19 protein-coding genes are annotated in these 19,492 nt (G+C 57.0%); 16 read left to right on the forward strand and 3 right to left on the reverse strand.

The genetic code is table 11. The features are described from left to right. Positions 1-33: 33 nt before the first annotated feature. A complete protein-coding gene (locus ACQRAQ_RS03180) occupies positions 34-1,080 on the reverse strand; it encodes a hypothetical protein (RefSeq protein ID WP_427793870.1) in 1,047 nt (348 codons plus the stop codon). Positions 1,081-1,413: 333 nt separating this feature from the next. Here ACQRAQ_RS03180 and ACQRAQ_RS03185 point away from each other — a divergent pair, with 333 nt between their 5' ends. The 13 genes from ACQRAQ_RS03185 (at position 1,414) to ACQRAQ_RS03245 (ending at position 14,519) form a co-directional block, all read left to right on the forward strand. Beyond that, positions 1,414-2,256 carry a Cof-type HAD-IIB family hydrolase gene (locus ACQRAQ_RS03185; protein WP_427793872.1) on the forward strand — a complete coding sequence of 281 codons (843 nt, stop codon included), beginning with the start codon at positions 1,414-1,416 and terminating at the stop codon, positions 2,254-2,256. Positions 2,257-2,320: 64 nt separating this feature from the next. Then, positions 2,321-2,980, forward strand: a complete 660-nt coding sequence (locus ACQRAQ_RS03190; RefSeq protein ID WP_427793874.1) for an HAD family hydrolase — start codon at positions 2,321-2,323, stop codon at positions 2,978-2,980. 150 nt (positions 2,981-3,130) lie between these two features. After that, positions 3,131-3,874 (forward strand): GntR family transcriptional regulator, encoded by a 744-nt coding sequence (locus tag ACQRAQ_RS03195; RefSeq protein WP_427718539.1) that lies wholly within the window; start codon positions 3,131-3,133, stop codon positions 3,872-3,874. A 218-nt stretch (positions 3,875-4,092) separates the two neighbouring features. Beyond that, the gene (locus ACQRAQ_RS03200) at positions 4,093-5,556 is read left to right on the forward strand and encodes a YfcC family protein (protein WP_427793876.1); all 1,464 of its coding nucleotides are present in this window, start codon (positions 4,093-4,095) and stop codon (positions 5,554-5,556) included. Between the two features lie 9 nt (positions 5,557-5,565). Further along, positions 5,566-7,149 (forward strand): amidohydrolase, encoded by a 1,584-nt coding sequence (locus ACQRAQ_RS03205; protein ID WP_427793878.1) that lies wholly within the window; start codon positions 5,566-5,568, stop codon positions 7,147-7,149. Position 7,150: 1 nt separating this feature from the next. Next, complete coding sequence (locus ACQRAQ_RS03210) at positions 7,151-8,002, forward strand: sugar phosphate isomerase/epimerase family protein (protein ID WP_427793880.1); 852 nt, start codon at positions 7,151-7,153, stop codon at positions 8,000-8,002. A gap of 62 nt (positions 8,003-8,064) precedes the next feature. After that, a complete protein-coding gene (locus ACQRAQ_RS03215) occupies positions 8,065-9,033 on the forward strand; it encodes an SIS domain-containing protein (protein WP_427718530.1) in 969 nt (322 codons plus the stop codon). A gap of 14 nt (positions 9,034-9,047) precedes the next feature. Next, positions 9,048-9,911 (forward strand): PfkB family carbohydrate kinase, encoded by an 864-nt coding sequence (locus ACQRAQ_RS03220; protein ID WP_035138847.1) that lies wholly within the window; start codon positions 9,048-9,050, stop codon positions 9,909-9,911. Between the two features lie 121 nt (positions 9,912-10,032). Next, positions 10,033-10,833 (forward strand): fructoselysine 6-kinase, encoded by an 801-nt coding sequence (gene frlD, locus ACQRAQ_RS03225; protein WP_427793883.1) that lies wholly within the window; start codon positions 10,033-10,035, stop codon positions 10,831-10,833. A 54-nt stretch (positions 10,834-10,887) separates the two neighbouring features. Then, the gene (locus tag ACQRAQ_RS03230; RefSeq protein WP_427793885.1) at positions 10,888-11,721 is read left to right on the forward strand and encodes an amidohydrolase family protein; all 834 of its coding nucleotides are present in this window, start codon (positions 10,888-10,890) and stop codon (positions 11,719-11,721) included. Between the two features lie 2 nt (positions 11,722-11,723). Then, complete coding sequence (locus ACQRAQ_RS03235; protein ID WP_117735290.1) at positions 11,724-12,152, forward strand: secondary thiamine-phosphate synthase enzyme YjbQ; 429 nt, start codon at positions 11,724-11,726, stop codon at positions 12,150-12,152. Positions 12,153-12,185: 33 nt separating this feature from the next. After that, positions 12,186-12,995 (forward strand): BtpA/SgcQ family protein, encoded by an 810-nt coding sequence (locus tag ACQRAQ_RS03240; RefSeq protein ID WP_427718523.1) that lies wholly within the window; start codon positions 12,186-12,188, stop codon positions 12,993-12,995. Between the two features lie 6 nt (positions 12,996-13,001). Continuing rightward, positions 13,002-14,519, forward strand: a complete 1,518-nt coding sequence (locus tag ACQRAQ_RS03245) for an FGGY-family carbohydrate kinase (RefSeq protein ID WP_427718521.1) — start codon at positions 13,002-13,004, stop codon at positions 14,517-14,519. A gap of 81 nt (positions 14,520-14,600) precedes the next feature. On the opposite strand, the gene ACQRAQ_RS03250 is transcribed toward ACQRAQ_RS03245, so the two are convergent. Together ACQRAQ_RS03250 and ACQRAQ_RS03255 are read right to left on the reverse strand one after the other, a co-directional pair. After that, positions 14,601-15,383, reverse strand: coding sequence for a TatD family hydrolase (locus ACQRAQ_RS03250; protein WP_427793886.1), 783 nt, complete (start codon positions 15,381-15,383; stop codon positions 14,601-14,603). A 14-nt stretch (positions 15,384-15,397) separates the two neighbouring features. Continuing rightward, complete coding sequence (locus ACQRAQ_RS03255) at positions 15,398-16,195, reverse strand: tRNA threonylcarbamoyladenosine dehydratase (RefSeq protein WP_427793887.1); 798 nt, start codon at positions 16,193-16,195, stop codon at positions 15,398-15,400. 460 nt (positions 16,196-16,655) lie between these two features. Here ACQRAQ_RS03255 and ACQRAQ_RS03260 point away from each other — a divergent pair, with 460 nt between their 5' ends. From ACQRAQ_RS03260 to ettA, 3 genes are all read left to right on the forward strand, one after another. Further along, the gene (locus ACQRAQ_RS03260) at positions 16,656-16,934 is read left to right on the forward strand and encodes an autorepressor SdpR family transcription factor (protein WP_427727824.1); all 279 of its coding nucleotides are present in this window, start codon (positions 16,656-16,658) and stop codon (positions 16,932-16,934) included. Beyond that, positions 16,927-17,628, forward strand: coding sequence for an SdpI family protein (locus ACQRAQ_RS03265; RefSeq protein ID WP_427727826.1), 702 nt, complete (start codon positions 16,927-16,929; stop codon positions 17,626-17,628). Before ACQRAQ_RS03260 ends, ACQRAQ_RS03265 begins: the two co-directional genes overlap by 8 nt. A 184-nt stretch (positions 17,629-17,812) precedes the next feature. Beyond that, positions 17,813-19,492: an energy-dependent translational throttle protein EttA gene (gene ettA / locus ACQRAQ_RS03270; RefSeq protein WP_055251458.1), complete on the forward strand. Its 1,680-nt coding sequence runs from the start codon at positions 17,813-17,815 to the stop codon at positions 19,490-19,492.

Here is a 19,492-nt window from a genome sequence, read left to right on the forward strand (position 1 = left end):
AATAGGATTGTTGCCCGCGGAGGGGCTGGCGGGCTACAGGGTTCGTCCGAGCCTGAGATCGAGCTCGGTTGTGGGGCAGGCTGCCTGTTCGTACGGCTCGCAAGCGCCAAGGGCTCCAAAGCGATGGAGCGTTGCGACGGGCGTGGTGTAGGCGAGCCGCAGCTGATGCTCGACAGGGGCACATCCGTCATTTTTGTAATGAGCCGCGTAGTACTGCGCGATGCTGGCGTTCATCTCGCTGCCATTGCGATGGCGCTCAAACTGGCGTCTGCAGGTCTCGATGATCTTTGCTACCGACTTGGGTGCCGTCGCGGGAACAAGGGCGAGATAGCCCTCAAATAGCTCATTGATGCTCAGGAGGCACAGCAGGTCGATCAGCGTCCTTATGGCTGCTCCCTCGGCGGAAAAGTGTGCGGTCATGCGGTTATATCGGTTGCGGTCGACGATGGCCGCATGGGGTCTTGGAGTTTTCTGCCCCGTGGTCCCGGGCTTTTGCCGCGCCTGTGTATTGAGCTCGACGTTGCAGCGCTTGAGGCCGTCCAACGGAAGGAACAGTGCGGTGCGCAGGGTGTTCCGCTTACTTTCGAGTTCATGACGCTCGTCGGGTTCCCATTCGAGCTTGAGTTTCGTGTCGAGCGCCGTAAGCATATGGGCTAAGCAGCCTACGGCAAGAACGTACGAATCGTTGCCGCGTTTTGGGGCATAGGGGTCTGTCAGCTTGCGAATGTCGGGGTCGCCCATGATCTTTGTGCAGCGCTTCAGCAGTTGAGGGTGGTCGGCCAAGATCGTCGCGAGCGGTAGCGACGCGTAGTTCTTGATGGTCGCGGCGGCAAAGGCGGCGTCATATTCGTTTGCATATGCTCGCTCAATGCGGGCATCCAGAATGCTTTTCTTATCGCCGTCTTCAGCGTGGTGGTTTGTCATAGCTTCTCCAATCGGTTGATGTTCGTGCTGTTTGTTGATGTGTTGGTTGTCGTGAGTGATGTGCTTGCCGTGGGTGATGTGCTGACGTTGGGGTGCTATGCGGTTTTCAATGAGCCCGTGAGACAGTTGCTGCAGGGGCGGGATGGAACGGCCCATGCAAGGCGGAAGGCATCGTGCTCAAAATCGAGACAGCAATGCCCTAGGTGCCTCACATGTGGCAGTTACCTCATTAAGTTGTCATTACGTTTGGGGTTGTACTTTGCCGATCTTCCTTCTCTTACACGCTAAAACTCAAACTTCATATGCTCGATCTACTTAAAACCGCAACGGCGGTCTTTTATCAACTTATATGTCGGAACGCGTCTTTGCAAGTACTTTTTTGCCTTTGTTTCAAATGGGGTGGTTTTGCAACCGTCATACGTGCGCTGTGCGAACGTGCCCCGGCTCGGATAAGATAGTGCGCGATAAAAACGATGCAAGGAGGCGCATATGGCAATCAAAGCCATCGCAATGGATATCGACGGTACGCTCACCAACGACCAAAAGGTCATCAGCCCGCGTACGCGCGAGAAGCTGCTCGCGGCGCAGGAGTCGGGCATTAAGCTCATTTTGGCTTCGGGCCGTCCCGCATGGGGGCTGCACGCCTTGGCGCAGGAGCTCGACCTTCATAACCATGACGGTCTGCTGGTGGCCTTTAATGGCGCGCATGTGGTCGACGCTCAGACCGATGAGGTCCTTTTTGACCAGGCCATGCCGGCTGACGAACTGCACCGTCTGATTGATCATCTGCGTAATTTCGACGTGATTCCTATGATTTCGCTCGGTCGCGATCTGCATGTCGAGGATTCGTACCGCTGCATGATTACGCTGCCGGATGGCTCGCAGAAAAACATCGTCAAATACGAGCGCGACGCGTGCGATCTTAAGATTCGCGAGGTGGAGAGCCTGCATGAGGTCGTGGACACTTATCCCGTGGACAAGCTGCTCACTGCGGGCGACCCGGCCTATCTGCAAGCGCATCACGAGGAGATGTATGCGCCCTTTACTCAGACGCTTTCGGGTATGTTTACGGCCGACTGGTACTTTGAGTTTACGGCGTCCGGTATCGACAAGGCCCGCGCGCTCGAGGGTGCCCTGCCCAAGCTCGGCATCGATGCCAGCGAGGTCGTCTCTTTTGGCGACGGCCAGAACGACAAGTCCATGATTGAGTGGGCCGGCACCGGTGTTGCCATGGGCAACGCGGTTGACGTGGTTAAGGCCGTGGCCCAGATGGTGACTGCCAATAACAACGAAGACGGCATTGCGGTGGCGCTGGATAAGCTGCTGGGTTAGAATCGCCGATTAATGCATGGTTCGGGCGCCTGCTTACAGGCGCCCTTTTGTTAGGGAGGGTGCCGTGTCCGCATTTCCGTTCGAAGCCGTTATCTTTGACATGGACGGCGTCATTGTCGATACCGAGTATTACTACCTGGGCGAGACTGCCGCGTTTGCCAAGGAGCTTGGGCTTAACCTGACTCAAGAGGAGTTGAACGGGCAGGTCGGTACCTCACATCAGTTCTTCCTGCATATGCTGGTCGATTGGTTTGAGCGCGCCGGTAAGGGGCATTTATCTGGCGAGGAAGCGTTGGCCCGTTGGGACGAGTGGGCGCATAAGCGTCCGCGCGACTATCAGGCTTTGATTAACCCAGGCGCCGTGGATACGATTCGAGAGCTGCCGCGCCGCGGCGTTCGCGTGGCGCTTGCCAGCTCGTCTCCCATGGATAGCATCGAGGAAGTGCTCAATGCGTGCGGGCTGTCGGATGCCTTTGAGTATGTGGTGAGCGGCGAGCAGTTTAAGGAGAGCAAGCCCGAGCCCGACATCTACCTGCATGCGCTGGACCTGCTGGGACTGCCCGCGAATCGCTGCTGCTGCGTCGAGGATTCGGTGCCTGGTATCACTGCCGGCAAGCGAGCCGGCCTGACGGTCATTGCCAAGCGCGAGGAACGCTTCGGCTTTAGCCAAGATGCCGCGGACAAGATTATCGACCAGCTGCCGGAGCTGCTCACGCTTTCTTAGGAGCGCGGTAGTTGCGCGTTTTTCGGGTCAGATGAGTAAAAACCCGACATTTTGGTGCGGCAGCAAGCATACTTAATGCTAATGCGGGCTTAAGGACTTGCTGAATGCCCTTGGGCCCGCTTTAGACTTAATTGTGCTGGGAGAAGGTATATGCCACCGACTGAAGGGCTAACTGACGGTAAAGCAGCGATACCGCTGTACCAACAGGTTATCGATATCATTAAAAACGAAATTAACTCCGGTGCCTACAAGGCGGGCGCGCGGATACCCAACGAATTCGAATTGGCTGAGAATTATAAAGTTGGCCGCGTTACCGTGCGACGCGCTATTGAGGAGCTCGTCCAGCAGGGCTATCTAACGAAGCGACAGGGGAAAGGCACGTTTGTCAATGCCCCCAAGCTTAAGCGCAAGATTCGCCAGAAGGATGACGTCCAGAGTTTTTCGGACGCATGCCGCGTTAACGGAATGGAGGCGGGGGCGCGCGTCATTTCGAGAAAGATACTGCCGGCGGATTCCACCGAAGCGCAGTTCTTTGGTGTTCCCGTTGGAACTGATTTGATTTGCGTTGAGCGTGTGCGTACTGCCGATGGGGTCCCCGTCATGCTCGAGAACAACATATACGTTTACGAGGACAACGCTTATCTATCAACGGCACCTCTATCTAACCAATCCATTTTTGAGCTCGTGCGCAACCGGACGGGCCGCACGCCCGCGTTTACCGACCCGTGCACGCTCGAGATCGCGTGCGCATCGCCCGAGGTCGCTCGGCTGTTGGCAGTTCCCGTTGGCGAACCCTTGTTTTATATGGAAGCCTTCTTTTTCGATGAGCAGCGGCGGCCGTTTATCATCGGTCGTCAGCGGATCGTTGGGTCTCGCTACGTTTTTGACATCTAGGATATTGCGAATGGAGACGCCCGGTGGATCATCTCACCGGGCGTCTCCATACCGTTCACGGCGCGAACGCAACCATTCAACCGTGTCGCGACAATCAGTTTGAAATAATCTTGATGACGAGAAAAGCTGCTGGTAATCTATAGAACGTCATAGAACGTTTGCTTTGTGCAAGCGTTGAGGCGAGATGCGATGCATTCTCGAGTTCTTTGGAGGTATCTATGTCAGATACGAAGGCGAAGAAGACAAACAGACGTTTTAAGTTCAAATTACCGCATGTCTATACGATCATGTTCTTGCTGATCGTTGTCTTTGCGGTCCTGACTTGGATCGTTCCCTCTGGTCAGTATCAGCGCAAGACGATTTCGACAGCGGCGGGCGAGCGTGAAGTCGCCGTTGCTGGAACCTATGAACAGGTCGATAAGAACTACACCGATTCCGAGACCGGCGAGACCATCAATCTGGGCCAGGATATCTTCGCGGTCCTGCAAGCGCCCACTAAGGGCATCCAGGAGGCTGCCGACGTCGTTGCGTTCGTCTTATTGATTGGCGGATCGTTCGCAGTCATTACCAAGACCAACGCTTTGAATGCCGGCATGAGCCGTGTGATTAAAAAGCTCAAGAACAAGGACATCCTCATCATTCCCATCACGATGACGTTGCTGTCCATTTGCGGCACTACGTTTGGTATGTCTGAGGAAGCCCTGCCGTTCTATGCCATCTTCATTCCCATCATGATGGGCATCGGGTATGACTCGATGACGGCATTCATCATCTGCTTCCTTGGTCCTAACCTGGGATATTGTGCCTCGACCATCGACCCATTTAATGTTTTGATCGCCCAAGGCATCATTGGTATCGAGGGCAATCCGCAACTGTGGCTGCGCGCCGTTTCTTGGGTCATCTTCACTGCCGTCGGTATCGCATGGGCCATGCGCTACGCCATGCGCGTCAAGAAAAACCCCGAGTCGTCCATTACGTACGAGGACGATAAGCTCAAGCGTATCGAGTTTTCCGTGACCGATGCTTCCTTCGAGGAAGAGTTCACTATCCGTCAGAAGCTCGTGCTTATCGATTTTGCTTGCGGTATGGGCATTATCGTCTGGGGTCTTGTTACCCAGGGTTGGTACATGAATGAGATTTCCGCCGTGTTCCTTGGCATGGGCTTGCTTGCCGGTATCCTGGGCGGTCTTGACCAGCAGACGATTGCTGAGGAGTTCGTTAAAGGTCTCGCCGACTTTGCGTACGCTGCCATCGTTATCGGTATCGCTCGCGGTATTCTGGTCATCGCCGAGGGCGGCATGATCATCGACACCATTCTCCAGGCGCTCGCTACTGCGCTCGCCGGTGCACCCGCCGCCGTCTACACCACGTTTATGTATATCGTCCTTGGCCTGCTCTCTTTGCTGGTTCCCTCGAGTTCTGGCCTGGCGGCGCTTACCATGCCCGTTATGGGTCCTCTGACCGAGCTCATGGGCCTCAATCCCGAGGCGGCCGTCACCGCGCTCCAGTTTGCCAACCAGACCATCAACACCATTAGCCCCGTGGCGGGCATGACGGTCGCCGGCCTTGCCGTGGCTAAGATTTCGTTTGGCCAATGGTGGAAGACCATTTGGAAGTTCTTCATTTTCATGGTCGTCTTTGGTCTGATCGTAACGGCAATCTCTGGCATGCTTCCGGTGTAGGTGGTTGTGATGTCTGATCGTTTGACGGTCCTGATGTCTAAGAGCGTCTTTACCGGTACGGGGGACCTGCCGTTTGAAGGTTTCGTAGCGGTCCGTGGCAATCGAATTGAGGCCGTTGGCACCAAGTGTGAGGTAGCTTCGTATTTGACCCAGGCGGACGAGGTAGTTGACCTTGGCGACCGCACCGTCATGCCTGGCCTGATCGATGTGCATACCTTCTATACAGGCTGGGCGCTGCGGACGTTGGGGCCTGATCTGTCCGGCATCGCTGATGCCAAAGAAGCCGTGTCGCTCTTGCGTGCATGGAAAGAAGATCATCCGGATTGCGTGGCGGCTTTTGGCCACAACCTACCCGAAACGTTGGCATCGGATGCCGAGAACGCAAATACGGCAGCTGTGTTTGACGATTGTTTTGGCGATATCCCCGTCGTCTGCTTTACACCGGGCGCGGAGACCTGTGTTCTCAATGCTGCCGCCAGCGCGCGATACGGCTTCACACCCCAGGCGTGCTATGCCGAGAAGATCTGGCGCATGATGAGCGATTTCCTCGCGCTGCCCGAGGTACGTGCGGGGTATTCGGACTACATGAGCATGCTTAACGAGCGCGGCGTTACCGCCATCAAGGAGATGGCGTTTGATGACTACTACGGCTTTGCCGACGAAATGGCTCGCCGTGAGGAATCTGGTGAGCTGACGGTTCGCGTCTCTATGATGTCGCAGCCGGTGGGTGCCGGTGCAAATCTGGCATATGCCCGCGAGGCGAGAGAGCGCTTCCGGGGACCGTTCGTTCGCTTTTCCGGCTTCAACCGTATGACCGATCGCGGCGTATGGGCGGGGCTTGCCGAGATGATTGACCCCTATGAGGACACGGCCGATGCGGGCGCTGCAGGCAAGACGGTCGTCGAGGAGCCAGAGTGGGAGCTGATTGAGAACGAGCTGCGTGCAATTGATGCTGACGGCTTCCGATATTCCTTGCATTGCCAGGGTGATGGCGCCGTTCGTCGCACCGTGGCGCTCTATGCCTCGCTGCCTCGAGACGAGCATGGACGGATGCTTCGCCGCCATGCGATTACCGATCTCGAGAACTCTGATCCGACCGATCTTGTCGAGTTTGGCAAGTTAGGTGGAATTTGCGAGGTCTATCCGCAGATTCTGACGCTGGACCGGCGCGAGGATTGCCTGTCGATGATGCGTCGACAAATTGGCGAGACGCGACTTTTGCACAGCTGGAATCGCCGCGGTATGGAAGATTCCGGATGCACAGTGTGCTGCGGCACGGATTTGCCGCTGTTGATTCCGAGCTTGGGCGAGTCAATCTACAGTGCGTGCGGCGGATACTTCGACGACGGACTGCCCGTGAATGAGGTCAACGCGCTGACGCTTGTCGAGCTCTTGCGCGCTTGGACTGCCGGGGGCGCGTACGACCTGATGCGCGAAGACGAGCTGGGTACGCTCGAGGTTGGCAAGCTTGCCGATATCTGCGTGCTCGATCGGGATGTGTTCGACCTCGATTATCGCGACGCACGCGATCTTACGGTTGATATGACGATGTCGGACGGACAAATCGTGTTCGATCGAAATAAGGAGGTATAAGATGTCTGAATCCAAACCGACGCTGCGCCGCGAACAGATTGCGGGCATGAATATCCACTACATCATGTGGTCGCTTGATTACTTCCTTGATGTGCAGCAGCGCTTGGGCTTTGAGTCCATTGAGCTGTGGTGTGCAGAGCCGCATGTGACGCTCGACCACACGGGCTACTTTGAGGCTGAGGTCCTGGCGAAAAAGGCTGCAGACCGCGGGCTTAGGTATCGTACTCTGTGCCCCGAGAATGTTATCTATCCTTGGCAGTACTGCGCACGCAAACCGCTGCACGAACAGCGCAGCCTGGCGTACTTTAAGCACGGCATTGAGCTTGCCGAGGTACTTGGGTGCGACCGTATGTCCGTCAACTCGGGCTGGGGCGACTGGGACGAGGACCGCGAGGAAGCCTGGAAGCGCAGTCGCGAGCACTTGTCCATTCTAGCGGAGTATGCCGGCGAGCACGGTCTGGTGCTTACGATGGAAAGCCTGCGTCCCGAGGAGAGCAACCTTGTGACGACGGTTTTCGATGCGAAGCGCATGATTGACGAGGTCGCGAGCCCGTACTTACAGCCCATGGTTGATACAACCGCGATGGGCGTTGCAGGCGAGACGCTCGAGGACTGGTTTGCCGCCTTTGGTGATGGGGCAATTCACGAGATGCACTTTATCGACGGTGACCCGTATGGCCATCTGGTGTGGGGCGATGGCAAGCACGATATGGACGCCTTCGTTGCCACACTCAACGCCCATGGTTTCGACGGCATGCTGGGCCAGGAAATCACGGACGGTCGTTACTACGATGACCCGGCGGCGGCAGATGCCAAGAACATGGCCGCATTCGAGAAATATCTGATTGACTAAAACAACTATCGGCCACGCAACCAACGTCATTGGTTGCGGGCCAAACAAGAAAGGAACTGGATATGAACGCACACGATCTGATTAAAGAGGCAATTGCCGAGAAGGGCAAGTTCGACAGCGTCTACTGGATTGCTTGCGGTGGCTCCATGATCGATTTGATCCCGGCTCATGAGCTTCTGCAGCGCGAGGCAACCGCCTTCACTTCGTATATCTATACGGCTCGCGAGTTCGATATCATGCGTCCGCGTCGTCTGGGTGAGAAGTCCCTGGTCATCGCTTGTAGCCACAGTGGCAACACCCCGGAGGTCGTCGAGGGCTGCGAGATTGCCCTTGCTGCTGGCGCTACGGTGATCGCCCAGACTGACAACGCTGGGTCTAAGATCGACACCGGTAAATGGACCACGTGGGTCTACCCGTGGGGCGAGGGCGTGCCGCAGGCCGAGGTTCCCGCTGGCATTTCGCTGTCGCTTGCGGCAGAGCTGCTCGATCAGCAGGAGGGCTACGCCGATCTTGCCGATATGTATGCCGGTATTGCCGAGATGGATAAGATCCTTCCCCCGGCACGCGAGAAGGTAAATGCCGAGCTGGGTGATCGCTTTGCCAAGCTTTGCCAGGAGCACGAATTCTTCTATATTCTGGGCAGCGGTCCCAACTTTAGCCAGACCTACGGTTTCGCTATCTGCTCTCTTATGGAGATGCAGTGGCAGCACTGCAGCTACATCCACTCTGCCGAGTACTTCCATGGCCCCTTCGAGGCTACTCAGGATGGCGTTTTTTACTTCCTGCAGATGGGCTCCAGCGAGTGCCGTGCTATGGACGAGCGCGCCCTGGCGTTCCTTAAGACGCATACCGATACGCTGATGGTGCTCGATGCCAAGGAGTACGGTATGGAAGCCGTACCGGCGAGCGTTCGTGCCTATCTGGACCCGGTGCTGTTCTACGCCATGAACTGTGAGCTGCGTGCCGCACGCGGCAAGGTGTTTGACCATGATCCCGATTTCCGTCGCTACATGGGCGTTGTCGAGTACTAGAAGGGACAAAGGCCATGGCATTTAACGTTAACGCGCTCGGATTTGGCGATAACGTCGTCGATCGCTACGAGCATATCCACACCATGTATCCTGGCGGCAATGCGGTGAACTTCGCCGTTTATGCCAAGAAATGCGGTGCCGCACGCTCCGCATACATGGGCATTTTTGGCAATGATGCCGCTGCCGAGCATGTCATTGCAAGCCTCGAGGATGAGGGTATCGAGCTTGACAAGTGCGAGCAGATGATTGGCGAGAACGGAGCGGCTCGTGTGACCGTCGTCGACGGTGACCGTGTCTTCCTCGGCTCCAACGAGGGCGGTATCCGTGGCGATGCGCGCTATGTCCTCGATCGCTTTGACCTTTCGTACATGAAGCAGTTCGATGTGGTTCATTCGGGCAACTATTGCTTTACCGAGCGCGAGCTGCCCAAGCTGAAGGCTGCGGGCGTCACGGTCTCTTTTGACTTTTCGGACGACTCTACCGACGAGTACTACGAGCAGATTGCGCCCTACGTTGATTTTGCTTTCTTTAGTGCGGCGGATGCTGCGAGTGAGGACGAGATTCGCGAGCGTTTGGCATGGGTGAAGGGCCTGGGTCCGCGTTTTGTGTCGGCTACGGCGGGCGCCGAGGGCTGCATTGCTTACGACGGCGAGCGTTATTACCGCCAGCTGGCTAAACCGGTAACGGACATGAAGGACACCATGGGGGCGGGCGACTCGTTCCTCACCTCGTTTTTGATGTGCTATCTCGATTCCGCCAAGCGTGGTGAGGATGGCGCCGAGGCCATCGAGCGCGCGCTCGACTTTGCTGCCGGGTTTGCCTCGACCGTGTGCGGCATGGAAGGTTCTTGGGGCCACGGAGCACCAATCGTCGAATAGCTTAAGAAAGCGTACGACGGTCTGGCTATGAGGCCTTGGACAGCCGACGCAAAACAATAAGCGAAACGCGAAAAGGGGGCTCGCCATGTGGTGGGCCCCCTTTTGAACATTGGAGAAGACCATGGGTATTAAAGCGTGCGCAGCTGGTTTTTGCTGTGCGGACGTCTATCAAAACATCGGCGTATTCTATCCGACTGGTAATGGCATTGACTGGGGTATCCATCTTGCACGAATGGGCGTTTCGGTATCCGCCGTGTCGGTTGTCGGCAAGGATGAGTACGGAGACAAGATGAGAGAGGCGCTGGCCGCTGAGGGGTTCGATATCTCACATCTGCGGGTGGAGGATGGCGACACCTCGGTGATGCTCATGGCGTTGAAAGACGGCGTCGATCGCGTACATCTCGAGGCAATCGATGGCGTAATGGAGACATATCGACCGAATGAAGACGACCGGGCGTTTATTCTAGAGCATGACATCATTCATACTGACCTGTTTGGCAATTGTTTGGACCTCTTGCCCGAATGGCATGATGCGGGCAAGACGGTGGTAATGGACTTCTCGGTGTTCAGCCAGGATCCCGAATATGCCTGCGAGAATCATTTCCCCTACGTTGACTACGCATTTATGTCGTTTGAAGAGGACACTCCGGAGCTGCGAGACTGGGTACGCCACGTGCAGGAATTGGGACCGCGCGTTGCGGTCGCCACGCTTGGCGAGAAGGGAAGCATTGCCTATGACGGTGAGCGCTTCTATGAGTGCGGGATCGTACCGGCGGAGAAGGTCGTTAACACCGTGGGCGCCGGCGACTCGTATATTGCCGGGTTTACCAAGGGCGTGATCGATGGCCTTGATATTCCGGCGTGTATGAAGGCGGGCGCCGAGCTGTCGTCCCGAGTGATTGGTTCGTTTGAGCCGTACTAGGGTCAAATGCCTGGAAAGGAGTACGAAGTGGTTATCGACATGTTGGTTCAGCCCATGCTCTACGGCGAGATCTGTACGCCGGGTGATGAGCCTGATGGATTCGGTTTTTGGTCACGAGAATTTGGTATGGGGCATATGGGTCCCATGGATTGGGACGAGCTTCAAGTTGAGATGGATGTCTGCGATGTGCAGAAGAGCTTGCTCATGCCGCTCGATGTAACCACGGCATGCGGAGGGCATTTTGGCACCAATGACCAGATTGCCATGCTGGTTGCCGCGCATCCCGATCGTCTGTGGGGATTTGCGAGCGTAGATCCGCGGGTGAGCAGTGCCGCAGGCGAATTGGAGCGCGCCTTTACCGAGCTGGGGGCAAAGGGTCTTTGCCTGCATCCGGCAAAGCAAGGTTTTGACCCCGATGATGCTGTGGCTGAGCCGCTTTACGAGCTGTGCGGGCGCTATAACAAGCCGGTGGTTTTCCATGCCGGTATGTCTTGGGAGCCGGGCGCAGAGCTCTCGCGCAGTAACCCGCTTGCATTTGAGCACACAATCGCAACGCATCCAAATGTGCGTTTTAGTTTGACCCACTTTGGCTGGCCCTGGGTACGCGAGACCGTGGCGATGCTGCTCAAGTATCCCAACTGCTACACGGACACCTCTATCACTTACATCGATTCGCCCGAGGAGATGATGCAGCGTCTTTTCACGGTCGATATGGGGCCGCTGTGGTATGAGCGCGCGCTATCGCATCAAGTGATGTTCGCCAGCAATACGCCGCGTTTCCGTGCGTTCAAACTCAAGCGGGCGCTCGATACCGTGTCCATGCGCGATGATGCGCGAGAAAGGCTCTACTGGGGTAATGCCCTGCGTTTTCTTGAAGGGGATGAGTGAACATGGTGACGCTCGAGACATTGAGCTATCTATCGACTGCTCCGGACCAGTTCATCGATATTACCGAGGACGTGCACGCTGCCATCGAACGCAGCTCGGTGACGAATGGCTTGGCAGCAATTATTTTGTCGCATACGACCTGTGGAATCGTGGTAAACGAGGGACTGCCCTGCGTGGAGACGGATCTTATGGAGACGCTTGATCGCATCGCCCCGCTCGATGCCCCCTATGCGCATGCACACTTCCTGCCGAGCTATGGAGCCACCGGCAACAACTCCTGTGGGCATATCAAGAGCATGATTTGTGGAAACAGTTGCTTCTTTCCCGTCCAAGATGGCCACATCGTGTGTGGAGGTGCCCAGAACATCTATCTTGCGGAGTTTGACGGTCCGCAGAAGCGAAAAGTGTACGTCGAAGTGCTGGGGGAGTAACGTTCCTGCAATAACCCTATGAAGGAGCATGTTATGTCGTTTCTAACCTCGATGTTCAAGACCGAAAAGCCGGTTATCGGAATGCTGCACCTTCGTCCTCTGCCGGGCGATCCACTGTATTACCCGGGCGGAAGCGTGTCGCAGGTCGTGGAAGCCGCCAAGCGCGATCTCGAGGCGTTGCAGCAGGGCGGTGTCGATGGCATTTTGATTACCAATGAGCTCTCGATGCCCTACGAGCAGCACGTTTCTCCCTCAACCCTTGCATCGATGGGCTATATAATCGGGGCTCTATCCTATGATCTGTCGACTCCTTGGGGAGCTGAGGCTATTTACGATGGTGATGCCACAATCGAGCTGTGCGCTGCCGTAGATGCGCAGTTCACGCGCTGCAATTTTTGCGGTGCCTGGGCCGGTGATCTCGGGCTGATAAACCGAGATTTCGCTCACACCATGCGTCGCAAGGCGGCATTGCGCTTGGACGACCTCAAGCTTTTTCACTTCATTACGAGCGAGGGGGAGGTTTATCTCAACGACCGCACGACTTCGGACATTGCCGATTCACTTCTCTTTAATTGCCTACCGGATGCGATGGTCATCGGCGGCTCGGCTGCCGGTCGTGGCGCTTCGGGCGAGCTTGCCGATGAGGTCCGCGAGCGTGTTGGCCGAGTACCTGTGGTATGTGGCACCGGTTGTCGCGAAAATACCGTGACTGACGTATTTGCTCACTACGATGGCGCGTTTGTCGGCACGTGCTTAAAGCGCGATGGAAAGCTGGATGCCCCGGTTGATGTTGAGCGGGTGGTTCGTTTTATGGCTGCCGCTCGTACGGCGCGAGGGGAGTAGGCGCTCATGGCGTTCTATCTGGGTATTGATATTGGGACAAGCGCCTCTAAAGGCGTTTTAATCGATGATCGATGCAACATCGTTTGCCAAGCCTCTTGTGGACACGAGACGGACAACCCGCGTGACGGATGGTACCAGCATGATGCGGAGGCAGTTTGGTGGGGTGATTTTTGTCGCTTGTCGCGCGAGCTGGTGGTGCGATCGGGGGTTAACGCGGCGCAGATCGGATGCGTGGGCCTTTCCGCATTGGGTTGCGACTGCGTGCCGGTCGATACCGAGTGCAACGCGCTGGCGCCCGCGATTTTGTATGGAGTCGATGCACGTTCGAAGCCGCAGATTGACGAGATTCTTTCTGAATATGGGTCAGACCGCGCACGCGAGCTTTTCGGGCACGATCCCTGTTCGTCAGATATTGCTCCCAAGATCTTGTGGTTTAAGGAGAATATGCCCGAAATGCATGAGCGTGCCGCGAAGTTCCTGACGGCGTCATCGTTTCTGTGCGCGAAGTTGACGGGGCGTTTTACGGTGGACCGTTATTTGGCGGAGGATTTTCTTCCCCTATACGACCGCTACACTTGGAAGGTTGATGCTCGGGAATGTGCTCGTTTCTGCCGGCCTGACCAGATGGCGGAGGTAATGTCGGCTACCGATATTGCCGGGGTGATTACGCAGCGCGCGGCTGAGGCGACGGGGCTCGCGGCAGGGACACCTGTCTTAGTGGGAACGGGCGACTCTGGTGCCGAGGCCATTTCGACGGGTGTATTCCGTCCTGGCGATATGATGGTTCAGTTGGGAAGCACGGCGTATTTCATCTACCTAGCTGATCATATGGTCGATGATGCCCGCCTGTGGCCAGGGACGTTTATCATTCCCGGAACTTACGGGATCTGCGCGGGGACCAATACGGCGGGTGCACTCACATCGTGGTTGCGCCAAGAGCTGTATCGCGACGCCGTAGAGGCCGAGGGCCACGGTGGCCCCGATGCATATTCGGTTATGGCGCATGATGCCGCCGATGTGGCGCCGGGTGCCGATGGGCTCCTGTGTCTGCCGTACTTTGCGGGGGAGCGTACTCCGCTCAACGATCCCGAGGCGCGTGGCGTCTTCTTTGGCCTGACCGGAAGGCATACGCGAGCCCATATGGTTCGTGCCGCCTTGGAAGGCGTCGCGTATACCGTTGCATCCCATGTCGACATTATCGAGCGAGAGCATGGACTGCCAATTGGGCGCATTATGCTTGTCGGAGGTGGAACCAAGAATCCAGTTTGGATGCAAGCTATCGCCGACGTATGCGGGCGCGAGGTCTCGGTTGCCAAGGTTACGGTGGGTGCCTGCTTCGGTGATGCCATCATGGCAGCTCTCGCAGGTGGTGCCTATGCATCATGGGATGAACTCGCCCGAGTCCTTGGCGTTGCGCAAACAATCGAGCCCGATATGGCTGCCCACGAGTTATATGCGTCGCGCCGTCATATCTTTGACGAATTGTATGCACGCAACCGTGATCTCATGCACGAATTGATGTAACGCTGCCGAATTGTACTGCCTTCCAAAATAGGGACTGCGTTGTGCGATTCGCATGCCCCTTGGCATTTTTGCCCACAGGGGTTAGCGAAGGTCAAAAACAGAGTGCGCATTTGCTAAAACTGCCGATTCGATGCGCTTTGCGTCACAATTTTTGAGCGAGGCGATGCGCATCGAGGTCCATGTGAGCGATCTGATGAGCGACTGCGTGCTTGTTTCTGTGTTTGGTTCGGCTGGCGCATCGGTCTCGAGCAGTAAGCGGTCGAGCGGAATCTGTCGTACGTATTCGCGTCCTCGTTTAGACGCGAGCATGCGTTCGTTGACAGAAAAATAGCAGCTCGCATTACGCGCGCGGGTGAGTTCGTCCGAAGTGCCGCTAAACCAGTGGAAGATGATAGCGGGGGAGTCGGGGTTTGGGATGAGTAGTCCATGCGATTCGAGGACGTCCAGTACGGTTCCTGCCGAACGAACGGCGTGAATTGATATTACGCGCCCGGCAAGAGGACACTGCACGAGCGCATCGCAGAGCCGGTCAAGTGCCTGCATTTGAAGCGGTCCGCTTCCGGCAAAGCGCGCGGAAAAGTCGAGCCCCACCTCGCCGATGTAGCGCTCTTGGGCAGCAACTTTGCAAAGCAGATTGACTTCGGCAGGACCGCAGCGGCCGTCGGCGAGCCACCAGGGATGAAGGCCGACGCCCGAGATAATGTTTGGGTAACGGCTGGCCCGCTTTTTTGCTGCCGCGAAGTCGCGTGGGTCGACCCCGCAATCAAAGACCCCCAGCCCTATAGCCGCAGTTTCGTCGGCAACAGCATTCGGGTAAGCCATCAAATCAAGATGGCAGTGTGCATCAATTAACCGGGGCTCCATCTCGGCGCGCTCCGCTAGTCCAGGCGCTGGCCATCGGCGCGCACGCGCTCGGTGCCGCGGCCACTGATCTGGCGGATAACCTCGCCGGCAATCATCTGACCCATGATGGGCGGCATAAAGCTGGCGGTTCCAAGCTCGGTACGCTCGTGGATATTGGAAGGGTCGCGGGGCTGTGTCTTAACCGATTCCTCGCAGCTAAACAGTACATGTAGGCTCTTGATTCCGCGCTTCTTACATTCTTTGCGCATAATGCGGCTCATGGGGTCACGTACCGTATCGAAGATGTCGGCAAAGCGGAGGCACTCGGGATGGAGCTTGTTGGCCCCGCCCATGGAGCTAACCAAACGAATGTCGTGGTCCTGAGCATATTTGGCAATGGTGAGCTTGGCCGAGATGGTGTCGATGGCGTCGACGACGTAGTCGAGCTTGCCGCCCGTCTGCTCAAAAACGCTCGCAAAGAACTCGTCGATGCTGTCGCTCAACAGGTATTCGGTGCGCTTGATAACGGTGGCGGCGGGATTGATATCGCGAATCATGGCTTCCATCACGTCCACCTTGCGCTTGCCGATGGTGCTGTGGAAGGCGATGGCCTGGCGATTGATATTGCTGGGCGCGATGATGTCCTTGTCCAGAATGACGAAATGACCGATGCCGCCGCGGGCGAGTGCCTCGCAGCAATTGGAGCCCACACCTCCGCAGCCGAGCACCAGCACCGTAGTATCGGCGAGCTTATCGAGTGCCTCGCGGCCCATGATAATCTCGAGCTTGGTGTCGCGTGTCTCGATGGGAGTTGCGGCTGTGGTTTCGGTCATAGATTTCCTCCGATGGGGAGTCGGTCGTGTTTTAGCTATCGCCATTATAGGTATTATTGCGATTCCATTTGAGCCCTTGGAGCTTGTTGAAATGGGATCGGGATTCGCATAAGATTGAAGCAGATGGCACCCGTTGCCGCGGGTTGGCCAACTCCCAAACACGTTTGTAGCGTGAGAAGTGGCCGTCTTCGCATTACGCGGGGGCGGCTATTTCATTCGACCTCCAATGTGGATGCCGAGCTCCACAGCCGCGATTACAAGCAATAACAACGTCAGGACATCGTCAATACTCATAGTCCATCTCCTTCTCGGATAGAGGGAGCTGGCCCATCTGCTTCAACTTCCATTGTAGCCAAATACGAACAAATGTTCTATAGCTGATGCTATATTAGATAGTTAGACAAACATCTAAATATCGAGTATAGTGTGCGCGTCGAACGAAATACTGAGAGGAGGTCCTATGCCGGGAGAGGGTTTTAAAGCGCTGGCCGATCCTACCCGGCGTCACATTTTGGAACTGTTGCGCAAGGGCAATTGTACGGCCGGGGAGCTTGCCGAGCATTTTGACATCAGCAAGCCATCGTTGAGCCATCATTTGGCGACGCTCAAAAACGCCGGGTTGGTGACCGACGAACGTCATGGCCAAAACATCGTTTACAGCTTAAACACTACCGTCATGCAGGACTTGATCGGTTGGTTTATGGGCTTTACAAACACTGAAGGTGATAAGGATGAATAACGAAAACAAGGGCATTCACGCCACGGGGGTATCGCCACGCGTGTGGATCGCGCTGGTCGCTCTGTGCGTCGCCAATATCGTAGCGCACCTTATGGTGATGCCGAGCTTACCTGCGCAGATTCCCACACACTGGGGCGCGAACGGCGTTGACGGTTGGGGTCCCAGCTGGAAGGCCTCCGCGCTCGGCGTGCTGCCCCTGGTGCTTCTCGCAATGTTCTGCGTGGTGCCGCGCATCGATCCCAAAGGTGAGGCATATCGAACCTCGGGCAAGTTCTATCAGGGCTTCGTAATCGCCTTCACCCTGTTCATGTGCGCCATAAGCTGGCTGGGAGAGCTTACGGTCTGGGGCGTGGTGCCGGCGGTCGGTTCGGTCAACGCGCTGATTTCTGGTGCTGTCGGTTTGCTGTTCATTGGCGTAGGCAACTACTTGCCGCGTGTGAAGCAGAACTATACGCTCGGTATCAAGACGCCCTGGGCGCTTGCCGATCCCGAGAACTGGCGCCGTACGCAGCGCTTTGGCGGTGCCTGCTTTATGGTGCTGGGTGTTGGTCTGATTGTGATGGGCGTTGCGGGTAGCGTGCTTTCGAGTGAAGTTGTCGCCGCGGTGATTGCGGTTCTGGCGTTTGGTTCGGTCGGAGTCGTCTACGTCTACTCGTATCTGCTGTGGCGCAAATCGCAGCGAGCCGCTCGTTAAGGTTGCGGAAAACTAGCGTACGCAGTTCATAGTATGTTCCGGGGGACTTTTCCCAGGTAGTATTAGGGGGTATGGGCAACCGTGCCCCTTTTTCGTTACGTTTTAGAGCTGGTTTTCTCATCTCGTTTCCACTAAAGCGAAACAAGAATAGGGAAACAGCAGGTAGAAAGGATAAAACAGGCAAATGGCGGAGTTTATCTACCAGATGTATCAGGCTCGCAAGGCTCATGGCGACAAGGTGATCCTTGACGACGTGACCCTGAGTTTCTACCCCGGTGCCAAGATCGGCGTCGTGGGCCCCAATGGTATGGGCAAGTCGACCCTGCTCAAGATCATGGCCGGCATCGAGGAAGTCTCCAACGGCGATGCCAGACTTACCCCCGGCTACACCGTGGGTATCCTGCAGCAGGAGCCGCCGCTCGACGACGACAAGACCGTCATCGAGAACGTGCGCATGGCATTTGGCGACATGATTGCCAAGGTCGATCGCTTCAATAAGATCGGCGAGGAGATGTGCGACCCGGACTGTGACATGGACGCCCTCATGGCCGAGATGGGCAAGCTCCAGGACGAAATCGATGCCGCCGATGGCTGGGATATCGATTCCAAACTCGGCCAGGCTATGGATGCCCTGCAGCTGCCCGATTCCGACATGCCGGTCAACGTGCTTTCCGGCGGCGAGCGCCGTCGCGTGGCCCTGTGCAAGCTGCTGCTCGAAGCTCCCGACCTGCTGCTGCTCGATGAGCCCACCAACCACCTGGACGCCGAGTCGATCCTGTGGCTCGAGCACTTCCTGCACAACTACCAGGGCGCGGTGCTTGCCGTCACACACGATCGCTACTTCCTGGATAACGTTGCCGAGTGGATCTGCGAGGTCGACCGCGGTCACCTCTATCCCTACAAGGGCAACTACTCCACGTATCTGGAGACCAAGGCCGCACGTATCGAGGCTCAGGGCAACCGCGACGCCAAGCTCGCCAAGCGCATGGAGGCCGAGCTCGAGTGGGTGCGCTCCAGCCCCAAGGCCCGTCAGGCCAAGAACAAGGCCCGTCTGGCTCGCTACGAGGAGATGGAGGCCGAGGCCCGCGCAAGCCAGAAGCTCGACTGGACCGACATCCGCATCCCTGTGGGCCCGCGTTTGGGCAACAAGGTGCTCGAGGCCCATCACCTGCACAAGGAGTTCGACGGTCGCGTGCTCATCGACGACCTATCGTTCACCCTGCCGCGCAACGGCATCGTGGGCGTCATCGGCCCCAACGGTGTGGGCAAGACCACGCTGTTCAAGACCATCGTGGGCCTGGAGCCGCTGACTTCGGGCGAGCTCGAGGTGGGCGAGACCGTCAAGATCTCCTATGTCGATCAGAACCGCTCCGGCATCGACCCCGATAAGAACCTGTGGGAGGTCGTCTCGGACGGCCTGGACCACATGATGGTCGGCGAGACCGAGGTCCCCAGCCGCGCATACGTGGCGAGCTTTGGCTTTAAGGGCCAGGACCAGCAGAAGCGCGCTGGCGTACTTTCCGGTGGCGAGCGCAACCGTCTGAACCTGGCGCTTACGCTCAAGCAGGGTGGCAACCTGCTGCTCCTCGACGAGCCCACGAACGACCTCGACGTCGAGACGCTGTCCTCGCTCGAAGCGGCGCTGCTCGAGTTCCCGGGCTGCTCGGTGGTCATTAGCCACGACCGTATGTTCCTGGACCGCGTCGCCACGCACATTCTGGCGTGGGAGGGCACCGACGAGAATCCGGGCAACTGGTATTGGTTTGAGGGCAACTTCGAGGCCTATCAGGCCAACCGTATCGAGCGCCTGGGCGAGGACGCAGCCCAGCCGCATCGTATTCACCGCAAGCTGACGCGCGATTAG

This window comes from Collinsella sp. SGI.178 (assembly GCF_050313495.1).
Classification (GTDB): Bacteria; Actinomycetota; Coriobacteriia; order Coriobacteriales; family Coriobacteriaceae; genus Collinsella.